Raw genomic sequence first — 24,136 nt, forward strand, 5'->3', positions numbered from 1 at the left:
TATGGAGGTGCATGCTATGACTGTATTTCATACCGACAGATTAATACTCAGACCATTTGAGGCTGGCGATGCCGAGGATCTACAGCAGCTAATAAACGATTTTGATGTTGCAAGCACCACTCTAAATATCCCTTATCCTTATCCAGAAGGCGGAGCTGCTGCCTTTATTGCCCGTCGCGCTGAGATTGATCAAGAAGGGACAGGCTACACATTTGCTCTGATCGATAAAGGAAACCATACGTTTATGGGAAGCATCGGCATGACAATAAATAATAATCATAAAAGAGCTGAGCTTGGTTATTGGTTAGGCAAACGGTACTGGAACCAGGGGTATGTTACGGAAGGCGTCAAACGAGTTTTACAGTTTGGGTTCGAGGAGCTTGCACTTAATAAAATCGTTGCAGCTGCTATGACAAAAAATCCTGCCTCATCAAGCGTTATGAAAAAAAACGGCATGCAATACGAAGGCACTTTCCGCCAGCATTTTCTAAAGTGGGATGTATATGAGGACATCGCTTATTACAGTCTTTTGCGCGAGGAATATTTCAAATGATAGATTAGCAGGACATCAGGGAGAAACGGTTTCCCAGCAAAACTCCCTGATGCTCAAGCTTAGCTCATTGCCAGAATTCACACTTAAACCTTCTTGCGCTGCCGCGTGTAAATATCGACGTACACCGCAAGAATCAGTATGCCTCCCTTTACGATATACTGCCAGAAGGATTCAAGATTCATTAAGCTCATCCCGTTATCCAAGCTGGCCATTACGAGAGCTCCGATAATCGCGCCAACGATGGTGCCCGTGCCGCCCATCAAACTCGTTCCACCGATTACACAAGCCGCAATGGCGTCCAGCTCATAGTTCTGACCAGCACTCATTGTTGCTGCATTTAAGCGAGCAGTCAGCACTAGTGCAGCTATGGCTGCTAACGTATTGCAGAGAACAAACACAAGCAATATGCGGCGCTTAATATTAATGCCTGATAATCGCGCAGCTTCCGGATTGCCACCAATCGCATATACTTGACGGCCAAAGGTCGTATTTTTTGATATAAACGTAAAAATAAGCGCCAGCACAATAACCATAACGAATGGAACAGGAATACCTTTGTAGCTGTTCATTAAATAAACGAATCCAATAACAATGGCGCCAATGACGCCTAATCGCAGCACGCTGACGGCAAACGGCTCAACATCAAAGCCAAATTTAGCTCTTGCTGCTCGCTTTCGCATGACAAGGTATCCCGCAACGGCTAAAGCAGTAATGCCAAATATCCATCCGATAATATCCCCCACATAAGATTGACCAATCGCTTTCACCGATGGCGTCAGCGGAGCAATGGTCACGCTTCCGGTTGTACCAAACAAAATACCCCGAAAAATGAGCATCCCGCCGAGTGTCACAATAAACGCCGGCACCGCCCGATAAGCGATAATCCAGCCTTGAATAAAACCGATCGCTGCACCAACGCCTAAGGTAGCTAAAATAACCGGTATCGTATTCCACTCGTACCACACGTTGAGAATTGCTGCGATACCGCCCGTCAAGCCGACAAGGGAGCCAACCGACAAGTCAATTTGCCCTGCGACGATGACGAGCACCATTCCAATAGCCAGTATAGAGGTAACCGACATTTGTAGAAACAAGTTTGATATATTCGTCGGCGATAGAAACCGGTCATGCAGCAGCGAGAATAAAACCCAAATCGATATTAATGCCCCGATCATCGTATACGCGCGTGCGTCAAATTTCAGCCATTGCGGCCGCTGCTTCGTTTTTGTCTGGCTTATCACCGTTTCTTGATTCATGCTCATCGTCCTTTTCCTCCCGTAGCAGCCATCATAATCATCTCTTGCGTTGCTTCCTCTGCCTTAAACTCGCCCGTCTGTTTTCCTTCTGCGATGACGATAATTCTGTGGCTCATGCCTAGCAGCTCTGGGAGTTCGGACGATATCATAATGATGGACACGCCCTGCATAAGCAATTCGTTCATAATATTATAAATTTCAAATTTGGCGCCAACATCGATGCCCCGCGTCGGTTCGTCCAAAATTAAAACTTTCGGATTCGTCATCAGCCATTTTCCGAGTACAACCTTCTGCTGATTGCCGCCGCTTAAAGTTCCTACAATTGTCTCCACTGAGTTCGCTTTCACTCGTAGAGAGTTCAAATATTGATTGCCTGCCGCAATTTCCTCATTAGGTCGAAGCACCCCGCCTGAGGATATAGCTGCAAGGCTTGCTAGACTGACATTGCTTTTAATATCCATGCCAAGAACAAGCCCATACTTTTTTCGATCCTCCGAAACGAGCGCCAGTCCAGCTTTTATAGCATGCCGCGTATGCTTAATCTTTACAGGTTTCCCGTCAATCTCAACCAATCCGTTGCTTTGACCTGGATAAGAGCCGAATAAGCTCATGACCAGCTCCGTTCGCCCCGCTCCCATCAACCCGGCAATGCCTAATATTTCACCTTTGCGCACCTCAAAGCTCAAATGATCGATCACTTTTTTACCTTGCCGCTCTGGATTCATAACCGTATAATCCGTCACCTTGAGCATGACTTCGCCTGGTTTTGCTTCAACACGCGGGAATCGTTCCTTGAGCTCGCGTCCAACCATCAGTGAAATGACTTTATCCTCATTCACATCAGACACGTCGTATGTGCCAACCGCCAGACCATCCCGCAGTACCGTAACGGTATCTGCAATGGCAAACACCTCGTTAAGCTTATGAGAAATGTAAATACAAGTAACGCCGCGTTTTTTAAACTCACGCAAAATATTAAGCAATATATCAACTTCCTGCTCCGTTAAAGCAGCTGTAGGTTCATCGAGAATAAGAATATTCGCCTTCTTGGACAATGCCTTTGCAATTTCGATTTGCTGCTGCTTGCCGATGCCAAGGCCGCCGATCAATTGCTCTGGATTCACATCGAGAAGGCCGACTTCTTTCAGCCACCGTTCGCTCTCCTTGAAAACGCGCTCCCAGTTAATAATTCCAAATACCGCCGGTTCTTTGCCGAGAAATAAATTTTCGCCAATCGATAAATCCTTCACTAGAGCAAGCTCCTGATAAATGATTGCAATGCCCGCTTCTTCCGCATCCTTTATTTTATCGAAGCGCTTCTCTTCACCGTTAATGAGTATTTGCCCATCGTAGGTGCCGTGCGGGTATAGACCGCTCAATACCTTCATGAGAGTCGACTTTCCTGCTCCGTTCTCACCGCACAGTGCATGCACCTCTCCTTTTTTCACCGAAAAGGTCACGTCGTTCAGCGCTTTAACGCCAGGAAATTGCTTCGTAATATTACGCATTTCTAATGCCGCCGTCATTCCTTCCTCACCTCCATAAATGGCAAAGAGGGGAAGAGCGTCATGGCACCCCGCTTCTTCCCCTTTACCTAGTCAAGCAGCTACTTCACGTTTTTGTAAACATCGTCCTTGGAATGGAAGCCGTCTGCAATGACGGTAGCATCCATGTTCGTTTTGTCTACAGCTACCGGATTAAGCAGCACGGACGGCACATCGATTTTACCATTGTTAACCGTTTTATCAGCGCCTACATCCTCGCCTTTAGCCATCTTCACTGCAAGGTCAGCCGCTTTCTCAGCCAAATCCTTAATTGGTTTGTATACCGTCATCGTTTGTGTTCCTTCAACGATACGCTGTGCTGCCGCAAGCTCGGCATCTTGACCAGAAACAGGAATTTTTCCATCAAGCCCTTGCGCTGCAAGCGCTTGAATAACACCGCCTGCTGTACCATCATTTGCTGCGACTACAGCATCGATTTTGTTATCATTAGCAGTTAACGCGTTCTCCATATTAGCCAGCGCGTTAGCAGGGTTCCAATCCTTCGTCCATTGATCGAATACGATTTGGATGTCACCGCTGTCGATGAGCGGCTGCAAAATATTAAATGCGCCTTTTTTAAATAAATGGGCGTTATTATCCGTCTCGGCACCGCCGATGTATACGAACTTCCCTTTTGGAGCCAATTTAATAATCGCCTCAGCCTGCATTTCGCCTACCTTTTCATTATCGAAGGAGATATATAGATCCAAATCAGAGTTTTTGATTAAACGATCATAAGCAAGCACTTTAATACCGGCCGCATGAGCCTTTTCTACAATCGCTGCCGTTGCTTCTGCATTATGAGGGACGACGACCAGCACATCTACACCTTGGCTTATTAAGTTTTCTGCCTGAGAAATTTGCTTCGCGTCATCGCTGTTTGCTGCTTGCACCTCTACCTTAGCGCCAAGCGCCTCGGCTGCTGCGATGAACAAATCACGGTCGCGCTGCCAACGTTCCTCTTGCAGCGTATCGAGCGAAAGGCCGATTACAATTTTGTCGTCGCCTGATTTTACGTTGTTCGTTTTTGTTGTTGCTTCTTTATCGGTTGACTTAGACCCCGCGTTCCCATTGTTTCCATTGCCGCTAGAGCATGCCGAAATTACGATGACTAGAGCTAGTACAAGCGATACAACCCCGCCTCTTGTAAACCGTTTCCTCATTTTCTTCGCTCCCTTTTATAAAAAAATGTAAATGCTTACATTTCTAATATAACATCGCGCTGGAAGCAGAGAGCCGCCATCTTCCAGTACTCTTTTGCTATCGTCTGCATTTTTTTAAGGCGAACAGCCCTGCTTAGGCTCTTTTGCCAAGGATGGCTCTGCGGTAATCGGTTGGCGATACTCCGCATACCTTCTTGAACACCTTGCTGAAATAATTAGGATCGTTATAGCCAATCTCATAAGTTATTTCCTTTAAGCTTCGATCGGGATCAGCCATCAGCTTCTTGCCCTTTTCGATTCTGCATTCGGTTAAAAAATCGATATAATTCATGCCTTCCTGATCCTTGAACATTTTGCTCATATAGAAAGGGCTTAAGCCAAATCGCTGCGCCATCAGCTCCAGCGATATATCCTTCTCTGAATGCTCAATGATATACTGCTTCATTTGCAAAGCCGCATCCGGCTGTACTCTGCTCTGATGAGTGACGATACCTTCGATCAGCTTAGTAAGCAAGCTTTCCGTTTCTGTTCGCAGCTGCTGATACTGCGTCACTTGAAACGAAAATAACGGCTTCTCCACTTCGATCCCCATCTCCTCTGCGACACGGGAAATGATCCACAATCGCTCCAGCACCCATTGGGCAGATTGTTCCAAGGATGCATGATGCTGATCATGGACGACGATTAGCTCCATCACCATCTTGCGTACAATATTCCATTTCCCTAATCGAATATGATCAACAAATTGTTTTTCCGTCTGTTTATCTTGATACCCGCCGGCAAAGGGACTGCGCGATTCGATTTCACCATAAAATTGATGTTTCGCAGGCAGCGAGGCATTGGCTGTTGCAAGCAAAGCCTCTTGATATGACAGCTTCACGTTTTCTAATCCCTTATAGGAATCTCCGATTCCAACAAATAAATCTCCGCCAACTTCACGCTGCCGCAGCAGCAAAAACTGCTGGACAAGCGAGGCTGCTTGAGCACGATAGGTTTTACTGGCATCTCGAAAAATGACGATTGGAATTTGCCGCGCAGACATCGCGCCTACCCAGCCGCTTCCAGCTTGTCTCACCTTCGCTTTAATCTCGCCATACAGAACTTCTGACGCTGAATGGATTGGCAGCATGACGAGCATAACAAATGCCTCGCTTGTCCGCTCTCTGCCAAGCAGCCCCAGCATATCGTCGATATGGACATCATGCACATGGTCGAAGAGCAGCTGTGTCACGACATCTGATTCGACAATAGGCATCACTTTCCTCAGCGCTTCCTCCTCGTATTGCCTGAGCGCGAGCTCGCTTTTTTCACGCATAATCTCCTCTATGACCTTGCCAATGGTTGTTGTGATTTCACTTGCCTTGCTTGGCTTTAGCAAATAATCCTTAACCCCAAGCTTGATAGCCTGCCTTGCATAGTCAAACGTGTCGTATGCGGTGACCATAATAAATTTGGCCGAAGGCAGAAACACCGAGATTTTCTCGATTGCTTCGATGCCGTTAACGCCGGGCATTTTGATATCCATCAATATCAGATCAGGCTGCCACTCGCTTGCCGTCTCGATGGCTCTAGCCCCATTTTTTGCTTGCATAAATTGACAAGAAGGAAAACCTTTTTGCAAAATAGCCTGCAAGCCTTCCCGTTCTACTTGCTCATCGTCAACGATTAACAATTTCAACATGCTCAGCTACACTCCCTACGATTGGCATTTTTATCGTTACCTTCGTGCCCTCTTGCGGCGCACTTCTTATTTCAATAACGTCGTCGTCACCGACAAACAACCGCAGCCGTTTCACTACGTTGCTGAAACCGATCCCCGTTGAATGGCCTACGCCATCCGCATTTCCGCCTTCTGTCAAAATATGATTGGCCTTCTCCGCCGTCATGCCTGTGCCGTCATCCTCAATTTCAATAAGAACAAGATTATCCTTCTCATAGATGCGAAGTGAAATCGTGCCTCCATCCTCAAGCGGCTCAACGGCATGGATGACTGCATTTTCGATAATGGGCTGAAGCGTTAAGCAGGGCAGCAGCAGCTGCAGGCAGTTCTCATCCACTTCCAGTACAAATCTAAGCCGATCTGTAAAACGCGCGCTTTGAATTTCGATGTATTTCAATATGACAGACAGCTCTTCCTCAAGCGTGACTGCCCGGTCTAGTCGGCGCAAATTATACCGAAGCAAGCCTGCTACGTTGGCAATCAGATCGCTCGTTTCCTCCGAGCCGTCTAGGTATGCTTTTTTGGATAAAATATCTAAGGTGTTGAATAAGAAGTGAGGGTTAATCTGGCTTTGAAGGCTAATAAGCTGGCTTTCCTTCAGGAGCAGCTTATTCTGCTGAAGCTCGCTTTCGAGCTGTGCCTTCTGCTGAATCTCGGAGATGAGATTGTTAATATTGATCCGCATTCGATCAAAGGTTTTGGCGAGGAATGAAATTTCATCGTTGGAGTGTACTGCTATAGGCTTATCGAATCTGCCGCGCGATAATTCCTTTGCAGCAATCGTCAACTTCTGGATAGGTCTTGTAATGCTAAGCGAAAACCAATAAGTAAACAGCAGCAGCATAATCGTGATTAGTGAAAGCAGCCATATGCCAAGCCGCTTCAGCTCCGCGCTTTGTTCGATAATGCCGCGGTAAAAAGCATCGTACGTCCGTACTTCCTTGTCGATGAGCGTTACTGTGGTCTCTGCTATGTATTTGTCGATGCGGGTCGCTTCCTCAAATTTCTCAGCTGATTGCTCCCCATTGCCTTGCTCCAAAAACATGACTGACAAATCCGCCGACGCCACCAAGCTATCAATCATATTGATGAAGCTCGTCAGCGTGAACGTATTATCCTTATTTCGAAGGCTTATCGTTTGCTGCTTCGCCATCATTATGTTTTCCTTGCTTTGGTTCAGCGTCTGCTGCTTGAGTGCTGTTGGCTTCTGCAAATAATCATTTAAAGCCGTAATCGTCTGATGACTGCGATCAGTCACCTCATTCATGCGCAAATAACGCTGCAAAATATCATTGTATTGCTCCTGCGTCTTCTGATTATAGTAGGTGAGCACCATCCAAATCGTAACCATTATAAACAGCACAATTAACGACATCGTCAATATTTTACGCTGAATGCTGTTCATTTGGCATCCTCCGCCCGCATGACCCGAATATCTGTGAAGTATCCGTCAGGGTTTAGTGGAACCTGCTCGCCTGTCAGCCATTTGATCATGAGTGCGACGCTTTCCTCGCCCATTGCCTCTGGGGATTGCGCAATTAAGGCATCTATCTTTCCTTGCTGCATCAACGTAAGCGTCTCCGGCGAATCGTCGAAAGAATAGATAAAAAAGTTGTCCACTCGCATGCGCTTGCTGATTTCCTGAATAATCGAACCCGCATGATTCGCTGAAACAGCGATGAACGCATCCGCATCTGGTTCCTCATTAAGCAGTTCATTTGTTGCCGCCGCCACATCCTCACGGGAATCTCCTGCAGCTACTATCTTGGTTATAATCTTCGGGTAGGCGTTCAGTACATTCAATATGCCCGTTAAGCGCGTTCTTTGGAAGTATTCCTGACGATCTGACACCATCAAAACCACTTTGCCCACAAAGCCCATATCCGACACCATCTGCCGCGCGATCATGCTCCCCGCTTCCAAATGATCCGAGCCTATATACGTTCTGCGCAAACTCTCGTTCATCGGAACATCGTTTGCTACGGTTATGACGGGGATGCCCTTGCTCGCCGCCTTTACCTTTGTTAAACTTTTAAATTCGTCTGTATCAAGGCCCTGCACGATGATTCCATCTACTTTAGAAGCAATCGCAACCTCAATATTTTTCAGAAAATCATCCCGATTTGTGCCATATGTCCCCCACACCTCGAGACTTGCACCATTTTGCTCTGCTGCAGCTTTAGCGCCTCGTTCCACCTTCGCCCAAAAAGGGGTATCCAGCTCCCTCGTTATGAGGACAAGGCGGTAGCTATTGTGCTGCTCTGCCGTCAATGCCGGTTCAATCAATTCGGAGGAAAACACTTTAACCATGGAGGTCAGCGTAAAAAACAAGATGACTAAGCACACTGCAAACAAGCTAACAATGATCGATTTGCGCAACCTATTTTCCTCCTGCCGACAAAATAGGATATTTTTATGAGAGCGGTTTCATATACAAATCATAGTAGATGGCTGGCTTGCTGTCTAGTTGTACAGATAGAAAGAGGCTGCCCTCGGTATTTAACCGTGAAGGCAGCCTCCAAATATAAAGCCATAATATAATGCATAATTAGTCGGCTATTCTTAGATAACGCCCTTTTTCAAAATAAGATTGGCATAAAGCGCACTCTCACCTGTAGCGATTACCGCATAAGCCTGCTTCGCTCGCTCGTAAAATGCAAAACGTTCGACCTGCTCAAAAGGCTCCGAAAGACCAGTACGCTGCTCGATAATCGAGCGGTATTGCTCCCAAATTGGGGTTTCAACCGTATCGCCCGGAACTACCTGCATAAGTGCTGCTGGTTTCTCAACATATTGATCTAAAGGGAACAGCTGCAAAATAGCGTCAAGCAGCGCTGGCACATCATGCCCATCCGCACGAATGAGCCGCTTTGCATGGCTTGCAGAGGGAAAGTTGCCGTCGGCAATCACGATTTCGTCGCTATGTCCCATTTCGCTGAGCACCTTCAGCAGCTCTGGAGAAATCAGTTTCGATATCCCAATCAGCATGCTAACCTCCTCCTTCCGGTATCGATAAAATCATATGAGTTATTTAACTCTAGCAACACGCTCATAAGCTTCGAACGCATGATCCCACTCATTCTGCTGCTCAGGAGCAAATTCCTCTACCATAAACGATGCAGCTACAAGCTTCCTTGCTTCTTGAAGATTGCCGCATTCGCCTAGCGCGACGAGCTGCATGAGCATATTGCCAATCGCACTTGCTTCTACTGGTCCCGTCCAAACCGGACGGGCAATCGCATTAGCCGTTAGGCGGCAAAGCAACCTATTCTGAATGCCACCGCCAACCATATGCAAGCCATCAAATTGCTGCTTCGTCAATTCTTCCATTTGAGCCAGCGCCTGCCGATACCTTAATGCCAAGCTCTCCAAAATGCAGCGTGTAATTTCTCCTATAGACTGCGGTACCTTCTGGGACGTTTGTTCGCAATAAGCTTGTATGCGCCCGATCATGCCGGAAGGTGCAAAAAACATCGGATCGTCGGGATGGATAAAGCTGCGGAAAGGCTCAGCCGCTTCGGCTTGCGTCACGATTTCGGCAAACGACCAATCGTTCCCCTGCTCCTCCCATTCCCGCTTGCACTCTTGCAATATCCAAAGTCCCATAATGTTTTTGAGCAGCTGATAGGTTCCTTGAGCGCCGCCTTCATTAGAGAAATCAAGATCTTGCGCTTCTCTTGAGACGTTTGGACCTGCAAGCTCGGTTCCAATCAGCGACCATGTTCCGCAAACTAGATAAGCGAAGCCCGATTCACCATCCGCAGGAACAGCTGCAACCGCAGATTCGGTATCATGCGTTCCAACAGCAACGGCTGTAATCGCAGGGACATCCAGCTCGGCGCAAACCTCTGCCGTTAATTGCCCAATCTTCGTACCCGGATGAATCGGATCAAGAAACAACCGATTTGGAATGCCCAGCTCATCCATTAACTCTAAATTCCATTGCTGTTCCTTGGGCTTGTATAGCTGCGTAGTCGTCGCCATCGTAAACTCGCACACCTTCACGCCTGTTAAGAAATAAGCAAGCAAATCAGGCGTAAGCAGCAGCGTTCTAGCTGCCGCAAGCTTCGGCGATGCCGCTTTCTTCATCGCATACAGCTGGTTTATCGTATTAAAGGGCATAAACTGCAAGCCGCCCTGCTCATATAATCGGTCTTTGCCAAACCGTTCGAGCAGTTCTTCTACTATTCCATCTGTTTGCGAATCACGGTAATGATATGGATTGCCAAGCAGCTCGCCATTTTCATCGAGCAGTCCAAAGTCTACGCCCCATGTATCAATGCCGAACGTTTGCGGAGCGTAGCCTTCTTGAAAGGCTTTACGAATGGCAAACTTCAGCTCTTGCAGCAGGCGCAAAATATCCCAGTGCAAATGACCGTGTACAGAAACCGGCTGATTCGGAAAACGATGAATTTCCGTCACCTTCAGCAAGCGCTGACCGCTTGCCTTATCAAGCAGCAGCTCGCCGATTAACGCCCTGCCGCTGCTTGCGCCCAAATCAAACGCGAGCACAGTCGCAAGCTTCGTCATGCTTAAAGCCTCCTTTAACTAAAGCTGGCGCTTCACGAATGGGCATCGCATCACTTCATTTTTTGCAGTAATTCGATGCGGTAAGCTTCGCTCTCCAGCGATGCGATCTCTTCGAACTCTTCTTTCGTCAGCACCTTCGGCTCACGAATCGCCTTGGCAATCAAATAAATTTTTGTACTTTCCTCAACGACCTCTGTACGATAGTAAGCCTCTCGTAAATTGCGACCAGACGTTACTAAGCCATGGTTGCCAAGCAGTACTGAGCTTGCTTCATTTACTTTCGCTACGTATGCATCAGCGAGCTTATCCGTCGTCGGAAGCACATATGGAACGTACACCGTCTTGCCAACGAGCGCTGCTTGATCTGGAAACATAATGGGAAGCTCCTGCTCAACTAAAGTGAATGCAATGCAATAAGGCGGATGCGTATGGACGATTGCTCCAATATCCGGATTAGCACGATAGGCATATAGATGCATCAGCACCTCAGATGATGGACGAAGACCGATATCTGTTATTTCCCCAGTCTCAATATCTACCTCGACCCATTGATGCGGCTCAACTTCATCAAGAGCAAATCCGCTTGGCGAAAGATACATTTTGCCTTCAAACTTCGCGCTAATATTGCCGCCTGGTCCTACAACCAGCTTGTTCGTTACTGTTTTGCGAGCATATTTGCATAGCTCGTTGCGAATGTCCGTGCTGCTCATGGTAAAACCTCCGATTTATTTGTAGATAGGCCCGAAATTTTGACAAGCGAGGTAATCGGCGTTCTCTGGATTCGCCGTACCGAACAATCCCCATGCTCTTGGGCGGAATACACGTTCTCTCGAAACGTTATGCATATTAACCGGAATCCGCAGCATCGAAGCGAGCGTAATTAAATCAGCGCCGATGTGTCCATAGCTGATAGAGCCGTGATTTGCACCCCAATTATCCATTACCTCATAAACGGAACCGAAAGCCCCTTCACCCGTCAAGATTGGTGCAAACCATGTTGTCGGCCACGTCGAATCGGTACGTTTGTCGAGTGTGTCATGGACATCCTGCGGCAATTCTACCGAATAACCTTCTGCGATTTGTAGTACAGGGCCAATGCCCTTCACCAAATTAATGCGAGACATTGTCATCGGCATGCCGCCGCGCGTTAAGAAATCAGAGGAGTAACCGCCTCCGCGGAAATATTCGACCGAAGCTGGCCGCCATGACGTAGCATCCAAACATTTTTGCGCTTCTTCCTCCGATATTTCCCAAAACGGCTTCATGACCGGTTCGCCATCCTTCGTCTGCTCTCCTGTTCCGTCAAGCGTTGCTGAACCGGAGTTGATCAGATGGAGCAAACCGTTCTCAGCTGCACCCGCCAGCTTGTGTCCCGTAACTCGCTCCACAGATTCCGGGCTCCAATACGTGCGGACATCGGCAAAAATTTGAGCGGTATTCGTAAGCAAATATCCGAAGAGCATAACCACGCCATTTAAGCTGTCATTTTCCGTAGCTACCATATAAGGCGCCCTTATGCCGTTCCAATCGAAGGATGAATTAAGTATGGATTCCATGAAATCACCGTTTGGAAAATGATCCGTCCACTGCCGCTGCCCTTGGAATCCAGCGACGATCGCGTTATGGCCGCCAGCTTCCTCGCCGAAGCCAAGTTTGGCAAGCTCAGGGTTGCCAATCATCAGATCACGGGCGATTTGTGTCATTTTCACAACCGTTTCCCAGTCCTCATCTTTACGCTCTCTTGACGTCTGGATATCCGCAGCATTGTTATCTGCTCCTTCGATACAGTTCTCCTTCACCCAGGTAAGCGCTTTCTCGAACTCCGCTGTATCATAGATGTTCTCTTCCATACGGCGTACAAATTCAGTCATATCAATGTACTCGGTACGCATGCCAAGATATTCTTGGAAGAAAGCGTCATTTACGATTGAACCGGCGATACCCATAGATACAGAGCCCATCGACAAATACGATTTACCGCGCATATAAGCAACCGCCAGACCTGCTTTTGCAAATCCGATCAGTTTATCTTTAACATCAAACGGAACGGAAGTATCGCCAGAATCTTGAACATGCTCACCATAGATGCCAAAGGCCGGAAGCCCTTTTTGCGCGTAACCCGATAGTACAGCTGCCAGATACACCGCGCCTGGGCGTTCTGTCCCATTAAAGCCCCAGACCGCCTTCGGAATGCTTGCATCCATATCCATCGTTTCCGTGCCGTAGCACCAGCAAGGCGTTACCGTTATCGATACCCCTACGCCAGAGGTTGCAAATTTTTGCGCACAGGCTGCTGCTTCAGCTACTCCGCCAATACAACTGTCAGCGATGACACATTCAACCGGTTCGCCGTTTGGATAACGCAAATTGTCCGATAAAAGCTTAGCTGTCGCGATTGCCATGTTCATGGTTTGTTCTTCCAACGATTCGCGAACGCCTTTTCTTCTTCCGTCAATTGTTGGTCGAATACCTATCTTTGGAAACCCTGATTGAAAACGAAAGCTAGTATCTGTCATATTAAAACCTCCATTATGTTATAATAATGTTACCGATAACATTAAAATAACAACAATAAGGCTTGCTGTCAATGACTACTTTTTTGTATGATAGAATCTATGATTTATCCATAAGGGGATTACGAAATGGTAACGATATATGATGTAGCCGCTAAGGCAGGCGTCTCCGCTATGACCGTCTCCAGAGTTATCAATAACACTGGTAAAATAAGCGAAAAAACGAGAACGAAGGTAACTCGTGTTATGGAGGAGCTGGGTTATGTTCCGAATCAAACGGCGCGAAGCCTCGTACTCCAGCAAACGAAGCTGCTATTCCTGCTCATAACTGATATTATGAACCCTTTCTATACGACGCTCGCACGCGGCGCGGAAGATGCTGCCAAACGTTCGGGTTATCGTCTGCTGTTTGGAAACAGCGACGAAAATCTGGAAAAAGAAGCCGATTATGTGACGACCATCTTGACGACTCGCGTTGACGGCGTTCTTGTCGCTCCTGCTGGCGATCCCTCTCTTCCTCATTTGAATTCACTGCGCAAGCATAATGTGCCATTTGTGCTGCTTGACCGTGAGGTACCGGGCATTGATTGCGATATCGTGCTTGGCGACAGCAGAGACGGTGCTAGAAGGCTTGTTGAGCATCTAGCCTCACAAGGGCATCGCACAATAGCGATGGTGAACGGTTCTTCCTCCATCTCCAGTGCGAGATTAAGGCTGCAAGGCTATCAAGACGGCATGAAGCTCAATGACCTGGACTATAACGAGAAATATGTATTTGAGACCAGCTTTGGTCCTTTAAACGATTTGACCGAAATGGGCCAGTGGTTCGATCAGCTCTCCCCTCCTCCAACGGCTATCGTTGCGGGCAACAATGTGCTTGCTGTAGAAATTTTACGACTGTTCCGTGAACGCGGAATGAGCGTTCCTGACAATATGTCCATCGTTTGCTTTGACGATCTTGGACCTTATTCAGAAGTAGAACCATTCCTTACCGTAGCTGCTCAGCAGGCTTATCAATTCGGCTACATGGGCATGCAAATGCTAGTTGACCGCATACAAGAGCGTGAAGCTGCGCTGCCGTGGAAAAAAATCGTTTTGCCGGCAGAACTGATTATTCGTCGATCCGTGAAGGAAATCACTTCACTCTAGCTAAGTTTGTAAAAAAGTGCCTAGAGGAAACCTCCAGGCACTTTTTAGTTTATTCTTGCTCCTTCAAACCGAGTAGCTAAACCGCTCTGGATTTGGACATTCTTATTCAAAACGGTGGCAAAAACCTGTACTCGATCACGCGCCTGCAATTGTACAAGACCACTAGCTTCAATAATGCCGCTTGTATTTGTAAAATCTTCTTGATCTGAAATTCTTGGCACGCCGTTTACTCTTATCTCCAAATCAAGCGTATAGGTTGTGACCGTAACCGTTTGAAAGAAGACACTTGCAAAAAGAGCGTAAACGCCTTTTTGTTTTGGACGAAAAGTTGAGTTAGCCGGGTTGTATTCATTGTTGAGATCCAGCTCTTCCACTTGATAAAGAACTTTGGCAGTTGTACCATCAAGAAGATTCTGATCGATTCCAGAAACAGCTCTGAACGCGGATTTGCGTCTTCTCACTGGCTTACAGATCAGTTTCTTGCTGACAGGTCGCTTGCAGACAACCTCTTTGCAGATAAGTCTTTTGCTGCTTTGTTTTACCTTCCTTGCTCTTGTAACAGTCATGCTTTTCCCTCCTTCTAACCCTATTTATTTAGCTAGTAACAAAACTAGTTGTTCTAGCAATACATTATTATATGGATCGAATCGATTAATAGAGACGGTACTTGTCTAGCAAAGATGAAACAGGCTGTTTTATTAAAAAATAAAGAGTAGAATTCATATGATCCTGCTAGCTTCCAGCCTTTCTTTTGCCCAGTCGTTTCTCTAGCAATTGTTTGTTGTCTAATAGGTTTGTATCCGTGGGAGCATATGAAAGAGCAATCTCATTATGCTTATACGCTTGCTCTAGTTTCCCTAACTTGCCGTAACAGGCCACTAGCTGCAAATGGGGAAACCATGTCCAAGCCATGTGATTAATGCCAAGCAGACGTTTTTCTGGTTTTTCCAGCTTCAGTGCCAATTGGTACCAGTTAATCGCTTTCTCATAATCATAGTTTTCCTGAAAATAATAAGCGATACGGCATACGTAATCAGCACGCGGTATATCATAGTTGAATGTTTTTAAAAGAGATTGCAGCTCCTGCTCTTTATTGCCAAGCTCATGATGACAATGAGCCATTCGATCACAAGCTAGCAATTGATCTTCAAAGTAGCTTGCGCGATTAGAAATAATAGCTTCATAAATCTCAATTGCCTTTTCAAAATAATGATTAGCGGTTAACTCCATTGCATAGTGCAGCAATTGCCGATTGGAGAGAACGGCTCCTTTCGCCAGCATTCGTTCATATATACGCAAATTTCGTTCCGAGTTTGTATGCACGCGTCCGTGACTCACAGCAATATCAGAGAAGATAACATGTCCCTCAACTGCCAAATATTCATGCACGGGATCATGCCACTGAAATTGCTTGGAACGCTTCACCAGGCGGTTTCTTTGAATGACAGCTGTAGGCTGTCCAAGAGGATCGAATCCAACATAATAATCCATGCTAACGGAGTCAACAGTTGAATCTATCGTTTGTTTAAACAAGCTAAACTTCGTTCTATCGTTTTCTTGAAGCCAATCGTCTGCATCCAGCCATAAAATATAATCTTGAGCAGCATGACTGAAAGAGTAATTTCTCGCAGCCGAAAAATCGTCATTCCAATCCATATGAAAGATTCTACTTGTGTAGTTAGCTGCAATTTCCTTTGTCTTATCTGTTGATCCCGTATCTACAATTATGATCTCGTCAACTAGGTCTTTGACGGAGTTTAAGCATTTTGCCAGTACTTGCTCCTCGTTTTTTACAATCATGCATAAACTAATCGTAATCATTGCTACACACCTCCATAACCTATTCTCTAAGCAGTATATGGAGCCATAACTTGTGGTGTTTGGACAAATATACAAACAAAAAAGGCCGGGAGCTCCTCCTTTTACGGAGAAATCCGGCCTTAATTGTTGATTGCATATGAACGTTAACTCTAGTATTGCTTTGGTGGAACCTCAGGCGGAATGTCCGGCTTGATCTCAGGAACAACCTCCGGTTTAATTTCCGGGATCGTCTGCGGCTCAATTTCCGGAATAGGCTGGTCGGGCTTAATGACCGGCGAATCCGGGGGTATAATTTCCGGCTCCTGTCCTGGATTTGTCTCAGGAACCTCCTGCGGCTTGTTTTCATTATCTAACATGCTTCATCAGCTCCTTTCGCTTATAAGCATGTTTACCCCAAAACAGTCCTAAAATAACGTTCACCGTATAATTTTTTTCTCGGACTCGACTTTCCCTTTACCCGTTGACGTAATCGCGCCATTGATGTTTTGGCTTCCAGCTCAGCAGACGTTTAGCCTTCTCATTGCTGAGCAATGTTTCGTGCCCCTCCAGCGGCTTGTGGAAATCATTGACCTCCGGGAAACGAGCGGCCATTAGCGCACGGCTTGGCAGCGCCATACTGCTATCATCCGCTGCAAGATTAAGCGCCACGCTTCCGAGCCCCTCTGCTTCAATAGCGAGCTGACAAGCTTCCGCCGCATCTCTCGTATCAATGTAGCTCCATAGAATGCGCTCGCGCTGCTCGGGATCATGGATAAATGACTCGAATCGCTCATACGCTTCTGGTGCAATAACATTGCCTAGGCGGAATGAAACAACCTGCATGCCTGTTCTACGGTTTATCATATCCGCTGTTTGTTCATTTACGATTTTGGACAAGCCATAGCTGTCCTCAGGAAGCTGCGGATGCTCTTCATCGACGGGAACATACTTAGGCCCGAACTTCTCTTTGGCAAAAACGAGGCCATAAGAGGATTCGCTCGAAGCAATAACTGCCTTGCGGATGCCAAGACCCGCTGCAGCTTCCAATATGTTGTAGGTAGACATCACGTTGTTGTGAAAGGTAACCTCATTCGGATGCGAATACGCAACTGGAATGGCAGCCAAATGCACAACGGCATCCGCCCCAGCCAATACGCCGTACACTTCACCCAAATGGTTCAAATCAACGATTACGGTGCGGCATAACGGTTCAGCTGGATGTTTCACATCCGCATTCACAACCTCGTATCCCTGCTCAACAAAATGCTTAACTACCCATTTCCCCAGCATGCCGCTGCCGCCTGTAACAACTACTTTCGGCACTTCATTCACTCCTTCTTATGCTCCTAATATTTGTTCAATTCGCTCCGTAATATCAGCGCTTAGCACGACACCCGATGCCTTCACGTTCTCTTCCACCTGTGCAGGATTGCTAGCTCCAACGAGTGCACTAGATACATTCGGCTGGCGCAAAATCCATGCAAGTGCCAGCTGACCAACCGTTAACTCCAGCTCTGCAGCCACCACGCTCAGCTCGCGCACTTTATTGATTTTCTCTTCCGTCACACCTTTGCGCATGCCATCAAGCTTCGCTGCACGGCTGTCCGCAGGCACTTCATTCACGGAATTGTATTTGCCCGTCAGTAGTCCTTGAGCGAGCGGCGAGAACACGACTTGTCCAATACCGCCGCGCTCTCCGTAAGGAATGACTTCCTTCTCGATATATCGGTTAAACATATTATAAATCGGTTGGTTAACTACGATTCGGTCGAGCAAGTAACGATCAGCAATTGCATGCGCTTCCACCATTTGCGCGGTTGTCCATTCGCTAACGCCAACGTACAGCACCTTGCCTTGGCGTATCAGATCATCAAGCGCACGAAGCGTCTCTTCCATTGGCGTACTTGGATCATGGCGGTGACAGTAATATAGATCCACATACTCTGCTCCAAGCCGTTTCAGGCTGGTATTGCACTGCTCCATAATATGTTTGCGGGATAATCCCCGATCATTTGGACCATCACCCATCTGTCCAAACACTTTGGTTGCGAGCACATAGGATTCCCGTGGGAAAGCACGAAGCGCTTCTCCCATCAGCTTCTCTGCTTCCCCTCTCTCATATACATTCGCTGTATCAAAAAAATTAATGCCAAGCCCGTAGGCTGTTTGAATCGCTTTCACCGCATTTTCACGTTCTACATAACCGCCGTATGTTAACCAGCTTCCCAGACTGATCTCGCTAACCTTCAATCCACTTTTCCCTAAATGACGAAATTGCATCTCTACTCATCTCCTTATGAATTGTAAAATAGCAATCGAAATGCTGCCTTAAGCACGGTCGCATCTCTATTCTAGAGAAGTTTGTATCATTATGTAAGTAGTGAAAAAAAGGTCACTATATTATATGAGATATACATACTATACTTAAAGTAACTGCTAGATTCTTGATCTTTATCTTAAAATAAACCCGTTGAGACAGGGATTGGCAATACTATTCGTCCAACCATTGCTGCACTTTATTGTCCATTTCTTTTTGTAAATCTTCTAAAGTGCCGCTTTTATTATGCAGCATATCCAAATACTTTTTTGGAAACATCTTTTTCAACGAAGATTGATAAAGACTGCCGTCTTCAGGTTCAGTATATTCGGTTACAACATATCCCGCTGCTTTTTTCTTTAAACGAATAACCGCAGGCAAGGAATGCCCCGCTTGATTTTCTAGCCCCGAAAATTTATTAAATCCGCCAAAATAGGAATACATATACACAGTAATAATGCCCGATGATTCGCTTGTGCCATAAACCTCATGCACCTCAAACTGTTTTTCTGTTTGATAGTAAACTGAATCGTATTTTTGAATAATATAATTTGAAATAACCTCGTTCATGTCATCTGATATATGTTTTTCTTCATTGGAAGTTTGCATTTCCTCTGACTCGCTAGAGACCACTTTCCCACTGCTATTCGTTGTTCCATTATTCTCACAGGCACTAAGTATACAAACGGTGGCTAGCAAAACAAACCAAATCTTGAACCTCATTTCAAACCCCTCCTCTTCATCCTCATCATCATAGACTCTTTGATGATTACTTAGGTTGCATTTATGGAGAAATTATCCACTGTTTTCGAATAACACCTATCTATTTTTCGCTCGTTTATCGTTCTATTGCTTATTCAAGTTTTTGCGAAATTCCGTAGGGGATTGTCCGCTCCATTTGTGAAATTGCTTCGTAAAAAAAAGCGGGTCATTAAATCCAACAGATGAGGCAATCTGGGCGATCGTAAGCTCACCTTCCAGCAGCTCCTCTGCTTTCTTCATGCGTACCTTTTGTAAATATTGCATGGGCGGCAGCCCCGTCGCATCCTTGAACAGCCTCGTTAAATGCGCGCGATGATAGCCGAGTGTTTGAGCGATCCCTTCTATAGAGAGCTGCTGTCCATATTGGAGCGATATGAGGCGAATTGCCTGATCAATTTGGCGGTAAGAACGAGATTCTGGTACGATCTCTTCGGTTATTCTCGCAGGGTTCATTCGTCCAAGCTCATGAAATATTAGTCTCAGCCAACCCGAAGCCTCCATATTGCCAAGCGCTGGGGCATTCGTTTTCTCCATACCTTTGCGTATTTTCCGAAACATCCGATAAATCGTCGGCAGCGAGAATCCGCGTATAACAGCAAGGTCTGGCGTGATCCCAATCGAACGAAGAGAAGCTTCCACAATATCTCCCGAGAAGGCTACCCATGTATATTTCCAAGGATTGTGCAGGCTTGCCTCGTATTTGACCAGAATATCCGGAAAAATGATGAAAGCGTCCCCCGCGCTGCAAGAGTAAGTCTTCCCCAGCGTTTCAAATGTGCCTTCCCCATCCAGTACAATGTGAATTAAATAATAATCATGAACAGCCGGTCCTATAAAATGGCCCGCGACCGGTTCGCCGATTCCGCTGAACAAGACCGACATTTCGCCTTTCAGCGGAGCTGTATTAATACTCATGGTTATACGATGATGCGTTTCCATCTATGCACCTCCATTAAGCTGACTTCTCTAAGCATACTAAATGATGCAACATTTCTCCATATAATGCTTCGTTCCTTCCATATTCATTTGCAGTTGTTCTCCTTATACTAAAGGAGTCAGCAATCATCCAATAGGAGGCTATTGTCTAATGTCTAAAATTACTTTTATCGGCGCAGGAAGCAGTGTTTTTGCCAAAAACATTCTTGGAGATGTCATGCAGACACCTGCACTGCAAGGTTTTGAAATCGCTTTATTTGACATTGATGCGGAGCGTCTTCTCGATTCCGAGCAAATGCTGCTTAATATTAAAAAAACAAGTGAAAGCACTTGCGAGATTAAAGCTTATACCGACCGGAAAGAAGCGCTTCGCGGTGCCAAATACATCGTAAACGCCATTCAAGTAGGCGGCTATGATCCTTGTACGATTACCGATTTCGAGATTCCAAAAAAATACGGCTTGCGCCAAACGATTGCCGATACCGTAGGCATTGGCGGTATTTTCCGTAATCTACGCACGATTCCTGTAATGCTGGATTTCGCTCGCGATATTAACGAGGTTTGTCCGGATGCCCTGTTCCTTAACTACACCAACCCAATGGCCGTGCTCACGAACGTAATGAACACCTATGGCGGCGTGAAAACGGTTGGCTTGTGCCACAGTGTACAAGTTTGTGTACCACATTTATTTGATCATTTGGGTATGGATACAACGGGCGTTAAGTACAAAATTGCAGGCATCAACCATATGGCATGGCTGCTTGAAGCATGCAAAGACGGGGTTGATCTTTACCCGGAAATCAAACGCCGTGCAGCCGAGAAGCAATTGGAGAAACATCATGATATGGTTCGTTACGAGCTCATGCTGAAATTCGGCTACTACATCACCGAATCCTCCGAGCACAATGCGGAATACCATCCATACTTCATCAAACGGAACTATCCAGAGCTGATCGAGCGTTTCAACATTCCTCTCGATGAGTATCCGCGCCGCTGTGTTAGTCAAATTGAAGGCTGGAAATCCATGCGCGATTCACTTATTAATGACAGCAAGCTTGAGCACTGCCGCAGTCATGAATATGCTTCGTACATTCTGGAAGCCATTGAAACGAACAAGCCGTTCAAAATTGGCGGCAACGTGATGAATACTGGGCTTATTACGAATCTGCCGAAGGAAGCTTGCGTAGAAGTACCATGCCTCGTTGATGCGAATGGCGTTACACCAACCTATGTTGGCGACCTTCCGCCACAGCTTGCAGCATTAAACCGTACGAATATCAACACGCAGCTATTAACGATCGAAGCGGCGATTACTGGCAAGCGAGATCATATTTATCACGCTGCAATGCTTGATCCGCATACCTCAGCAGAATTGTCTATGGATGACATTGTATCGCTTTGCGATGAGCTCATCGAAGCGCATGGCAGCTGGCTTCCAAGCTATAAATAAACGAATAGGCAGACGAGTGCATCGTTATTCATGCACTTGTCTGCCTTGTTTTTTTCCAGCAACCTTCACCATCATATGGGCAAATACATATCCTATCCCAGTAAACATTTAACCAGCTAATGGAAGAGGGGCAGGATTTTCAAATGACTTCTTATATGGACTATACGTCTCCACAGACGGAATTTGCTTATGATTTGAACAATAGTACTTTTTTCAAAAAAGATCCATACAACTACATCAACTTGCTTTCAGTGAAGCAATTGAATACGTTAGGGAATTCGTCGCTTCTCGATATCTATCTTAGCAAAAGCAATGTCGTTGAGCCTCACTACCATCAGAATGCGTCTGAACTCGTATATTGCATATCAGGATCAGCAGAAATCGCGCTCATGAACCCTTTTACGAACGAGTTCCTTCATTACTTGGTACAGCCCGCTCAAGTCGTCAACATTCCGCAAGGCTGGTGGCACTATGAAATGGCGACCGTCGATAATACTCATCTGCTAGCCATCTTTGATGCGCCAATCCCGGAAGTTATTTTTGGCTCCGATATTTTAAGATTAACACCAACCAACATCCTTGCGTATACCTACTGCTTAGATCAAGAAAAATTAGAAAATGCGTTAGCACCTTTAAAAGATACCGTTATTTTGGGACCTCCGAGCAATTGCAGCTATAATCCCGTACAAGGCCAAAGCAAAAATATGCAGAAGCCTAATCAAGCTCCAATGCAGCAGCAAGCTCCAGTGCAATCGAATCAAGTATTGCAATCCAATCAAGTATTGCAGCCAAACCAAACGTTGCCGTCCAATAAAGCATATCAGCCTAATCAAGGTATCCAATCTAACCAAGCTAAACCTAACCAAGGCTATTACAATCAAATGTATGGCCAGCAGTATTATCAGCATCCATATTAATAACTTAAACCCACAGAAACCGACAAAAAAAGAGGGAACCCAAGCATAAACTGGTACCCATACACTGGACACTTTGAAAAAAGGGTTTAGTGTATGGGTACCTTTTTTTGTATACTAGAGTGAATAGTGGGGGCGGTCATATGAGTAAAAAACACTTTAATCAATATGAACAAGAACAGTTAGCTAACAACCCGTATGTCTTACGAGTCAGCGAAAAATCAATTACGTATGCTGATGAATTCAAACGTGTGTTCATTGACCAATATGTATCGGGACGAACTCCGAGGGAGATTTTTGAAACCAGTGGATTTCAAGTGGAGATCCTCGGGTTGAAGCGGATCGAACAATGTGCAGATCGTTGGAAGAAAGCCTACGAAAAAGATGGGATTACGGGACTTGCGGACTCGAGAAAAGAAGCGGTTCTACGTCCATCAAAACGAGATTTATCTCCTGAAGAGATTATTGCCAGGCAGGATGCAAAGATTAGACTTTTGGAGGCTCAACTGGCATACGTAAAAAAGTTAGACAGGAACGAAAGGAGGCTAACAGCAAACGGAAAGATCCTAAATCCGAGTGATTGTTTTAACCTTATTCAGGAAGCTGTTCAACAAGGTTTGGGGCGAATGACACGTTACCTTTGTCAACTGCTTGACGTGTCACGCTCTGGCTTTTATAACTACCTTCACTCTGCTGACAAGCGTCAGAAGCGTACGTTAGCGGATGAGCAAGCAGGTGCACTTATCAAGAAAGCCTTTCATCGAAGAGGTTATAAAAAAGGCTCCCGATCCATTAAGATGACGCTCCAGAGCGAATATGACACCTGTTACAATCTAAAGCGAATTCAAAGGCTAATGAAAAAATTTGACCTCGTTTGTCCTCATCGAAAACCTAACCCGTATCGACTTATGACCAAAGCTACACTCGAACACCGCACGCTCCCAAATAAGCTGCAGAGGGACTTTAAGAAGGGAATCCCAGGCCTTGTTTTACTCACGGATATCACCTATCTTCCGTATGGAAAATCACAGACGGCTTATTTGTCGACCATTTTGGACGCCTCTACAGGGGAGCTTCTAGCCCGAAATCTCTCCGTATCCCTCCAACTGCCTTTAGTCACAAATACCATTGAATCGTTAATGAAGCAGAAGCGCGTAAAACTTCATAAGAAGGTCTTTATCCATTCCGATCAAGGGAGCCATTACACGAGCCCTACCTACCAGAAATTATTGAAGAGTAAGGGCCTTGGACAATCGATGTCACGTCGTGGAAACTGTTGGGATAATGCACCTCAGGAGTCCTTCTTCGGTCATATGAAAGATCATGTGAAGAGTCAAGACTGTACAACCTTGGCTGAATTAGAACGAGAAATTAATCGCTATATTCGTTATTACAATCATCATAGATATCAGTGGAAACAAAAAAGGATGACTCCTGTTCAGTACAGGAATCATCTCTTAAGTGTGGCTTAGTGCTCTTTTTTTCAAAGTGTCCTTGACTAAGGGGTCAGTTTAGCAGTCCGTTGCTTC

22 protein-coding genes are annotated in these 24,136 nt (G+C 45.9%); 5 read left to right on the plus strand and 17 right to left on the minus strand.

All coding sequences use genetic code 11. The annotated features are described in order from the left end of the window. Positions 1-16: 16 nt before the first annotated feature. Positions 17-553, plus strand: coding sequence for a GNAT family N-acetyltransferase (locus AC0VYE_RS22355; protein WP_076266731.1), 537 nt, complete (start codon positions 17-19; stop codon positions 551-553). A gap of 83 nt (positions 554-636) precedes the next feature. Here the strand turns inward: AC0VYE_RS22355 and AC0VYE_RS22360 are convergent, their stop codons facing one another. From AC0VYE_RS22360 to AC0VYE_RS22405, 10 genes are all read right to left on the minus strand, one after another. Beyond that, positions 637-1,809: a sugar ABC transporter permease gene (locus tag AC0VYE_RS22360; RefSeq protein WP_076267045.1), complete on the minus strand. Its 1,173-nt coding sequence runs from the start codon at positions 1,807-1,809 to the stop codon at positions 637-639. Positions 1,810-1,811: 2 nt separating this feature from the next. Then, positions 1,812-3,335, minus strand: a complete 1,524-nt coding sequence (locus AC0VYE_RS22365) for a xylose ABC transporter ATP-binding protein (RefSeq protein ID WP_475442914.1) — start codon at positions 3,333-3,335, stop codon at positions 1,812-1,814. An 80-nt stretch (positions 3,336-3,415) separates the two neighbouring features. Then, positions 3,416-4,516 (minus strand): D-xylose ABC transporter substrate-binding protein, encoded by a 1,101-nt coding sequence (xylF, locus tag AC0VYE_RS22370; RefSeq protein ID WP_076266729.1) that lies wholly within the window; start codon positions 4,514-4,516, stop codon positions 3,416-3,418. Positions 4,517-4,649: 133 nt separating this feature from the next. After that, positions 4,650-6,197, minus strand: a complete 1,548-nt coding sequence (locus tag AC0VYE_RS22375) for a response regulator (RefSeq protein WP_475442915.1) — start codon at positions 6,195-6,197, stop codon at positions 4,650-4,652. Beyond that, complete coding sequence (locus tag AC0VYE_RS22380; RefSeq protein ID WP_475442916.1) at positions 6,175-7,641, minus strand: sensor histidine kinase; 1,467 nt, start codon at positions 7,639-7,641, stop codon at positions 6,175-6,177. The genes AC0VYE_RS22375 and AC0VYE_RS22380 overlap by 23 nt, the downstream gene beginning before the upstream one ends. Next, positions 7,638-8,615, minus strand: a complete 978-nt coding sequence (locus AC0VYE_RS22385; protein ID WP_475442917.1) for a substrate-binding domain-containing protein — start codon at positions 8,613-8,615, stop codon at positions 7,638-7,640. The genes AC0VYE_RS22380 and AC0VYE_RS22385 overlap by 4 nt, the downstream gene beginning before the upstream one ends. Before the next feature lie 183 nt (positions 8,616-8,798). Then, on the minus strand, positions 8,799-9,224 hold the full coding sequence (gene fucU / locus AC0VYE_RS22390) for an L-fucose mutarotase (RefSeq protein ID WP_076266725.1): 426 nt from the start codon (positions 9,222-9,224) through the stop codon (positions 8,799-8,801). 39 nt (positions 9,225-9,263) lie between these two features. Continuing rightward, positions 9,264-10,766, minus strand: coding sequence for a rhamnulokinase (locus AC0VYE_RS22395; RefSeq protein WP_475442918.1), 1,503 nt, complete (start codon positions 10,764-10,766; stop codon positions 9,264-9,266). Between the two features lie 50 nt (positions 10,767-10,816). Beyond that, positions 10,817-11,476 carry a class II aldolase/adducin family protein gene (locus AC0VYE_RS22400; protein WP_076266723.1) on the minus strand — a complete coding sequence of 220 codons (660 nt, stop codon included), beginning with the start codon at positions 11,474-11,476 and terminating at the stop codon, positions 10,817-10,819. A 15-nt stretch (positions 11,477-11,491) separates the two neighbouring features. Further along, positions 11,492-13,282 carry an L-fucose isomerase gene (locus tag AC0VYE_RS22405; protein ID WP_076266722.1) on the minus strand — a complete coding sequence of 597 codons (1,791 nt, stop codon included), beginning with the start codon at positions 13,280-13,282 and terminating at the stop codon, positions 11,492-11,494. A gap of 126 nt (positions 13,283-13,408) precedes the next feature. On the opposite strand from AC0VYE_RS22405, the gene AC0VYE_RS22410 reads away from it, so the two are divergent. Then, positions 13,409-14,428, plus strand: coding sequence for a LacI family DNA-binding transcriptional regulator (locus tag AC0VYE_RS22410; RefSeq protein WP_076266721.1), 1,020 nt, complete (start codon positions 13,409-13,411; stop codon positions 14,426-14,428). 44 nt (positions 14,429-14,472) lie between these two features. On the opposite strand, the gene AC0VYE_RS22415 is transcribed toward AC0VYE_RS22410, so the two are convergent. From AC0VYE_RS22415 to AC0VYE_RS22445, 7 genes are all read right to left on the minus strand, one after another. Then, positions 14,473-14,994, minus strand: a complete 522-nt coding sequence (locus tag AC0VYE_RS22415) for a complement C1q domain-containing protein (protein WP_076266720.1) — start codon at positions 14,992-14,994, stop codon at positions 14,473-14,475. A 166-nt stretch (positions 14,995-15,160) separates the two neighbouring features. After that, on the minus strand, positions 15,161-16,249 hold the full coding sequence (locus tag AC0VYE_RS22420) for a tetratricopeptide repeat-containing glycosyltransferase family 2 protein (RefSeq protein ID WP_475442919.1): 1,089 nt from the start codon (positions 16,247-16,249) through the stop codon (positions 15,161-15,163). 149 nt (positions 16,250-16,398) lie between these two features. Then, on the minus strand, positions 16,399-16,605 hold the full coding sequence (locus AC0VYE_RS22425; RefSeq protein WP_076266718.1) for a hypothetical protein: 207 nt from the start codon (positions 16,603-16,605) through the stop codon (positions 16,399-16,401). Between the two features lie 97 nt (positions 16,606-16,702). After that, complete coding sequence (locus AC0VYE_RS22430; protein WP_475442920.1) at positions 16,703-17,551, minus strand: NAD-dependent epimerase/dehydratase family protein; 849 nt, start codon at positions 17,549-17,551, stop codon at positions 16,703-16,705. 15 nt (positions 17,552-17,566) lie between these two features. Next, complete coding sequence (locus AC0VYE_RS22435) at positions 17,567-18,508, minus strand: aldo/keto reductase family protein (RefSeq protein WP_475442921.1); 942 nt, start codon at positions 18,506-18,508, stop codon at positions 17,567-17,569. Between the two features lie 211 nt (positions 18,509-18,719). Further along, positions 18,720-19,268: a hypothetical protein gene (locus tag AC0VYE_RS22440; protein WP_475442922.1), complete on the minus strand. Its 549-nt coding sequence runs from the start codon at positions 19,266-19,268 to the stop codon at positions 18,720-18,722. Between the two features lie 123 nt (positions 19,269-19,391). Next, positions 19,392-20,246, minus strand: a complete 855-nt coding sequence (locus AC0VYE_RS22445; RefSeq protein ID WP_076266715.1) for an AraC family transcriptional regulator — start codon at positions 20,244-20,246, stop codon at positions 19,392-19,394. 148 nt (positions 20,247-20,394) lie between these two features. Here AC0VYE_RS22445 and melA point away from each other — a divergent pair, with 148 nt between their 5' ends. From melA to AC0VYE_RS22460, 3 genes are all read left to right on the plus strand, one after another. After that, positions 20,395-21,693 carry an alpha-galactosidase gene (gene melA, locus AC0VYE_RS22450; RefSeq protein ID WP_475442923.1) on the plus strand — a complete coding sequence of 433 codons (1,299 nt, stop codon included), beginning with the start codon at positions 20,395-20,397 and terminating at the stop codon, positions 21,691-21,693. Positions 21,694-21,836: 143 nt separating this feature from the next. Further along, on the plus strand, positions 21,837-22,610 hold the full coding sequence (locus AC0VYE_RS22455; protein WP_475442924.1) for a cupin domain-containing protein: 774 nt from the start codon (positions 21,837-21,839) through the stop codon (positions 22,608-22,610). Between the two features lie 140 nt (positions 22,611-22,750). Beyond that, positions 22,751-24,079: an IS3 family transposase gene (locus AC0VYE_RS22460; RefSeq protein ID WP_475442581.1), complete on the plus strand. Its 1,329-nt coding sequence runs from the start codon at positions 22,751-22,753 to the stop codon at positions 24,077-24,079. Positions 24,080-24,136 lie beyond the last annotated feature (57 nt).

The sequence above is a fragment of the Pristimantibacillus sp. Z349TD_6 genome (genome assembly GCF_056173205.1).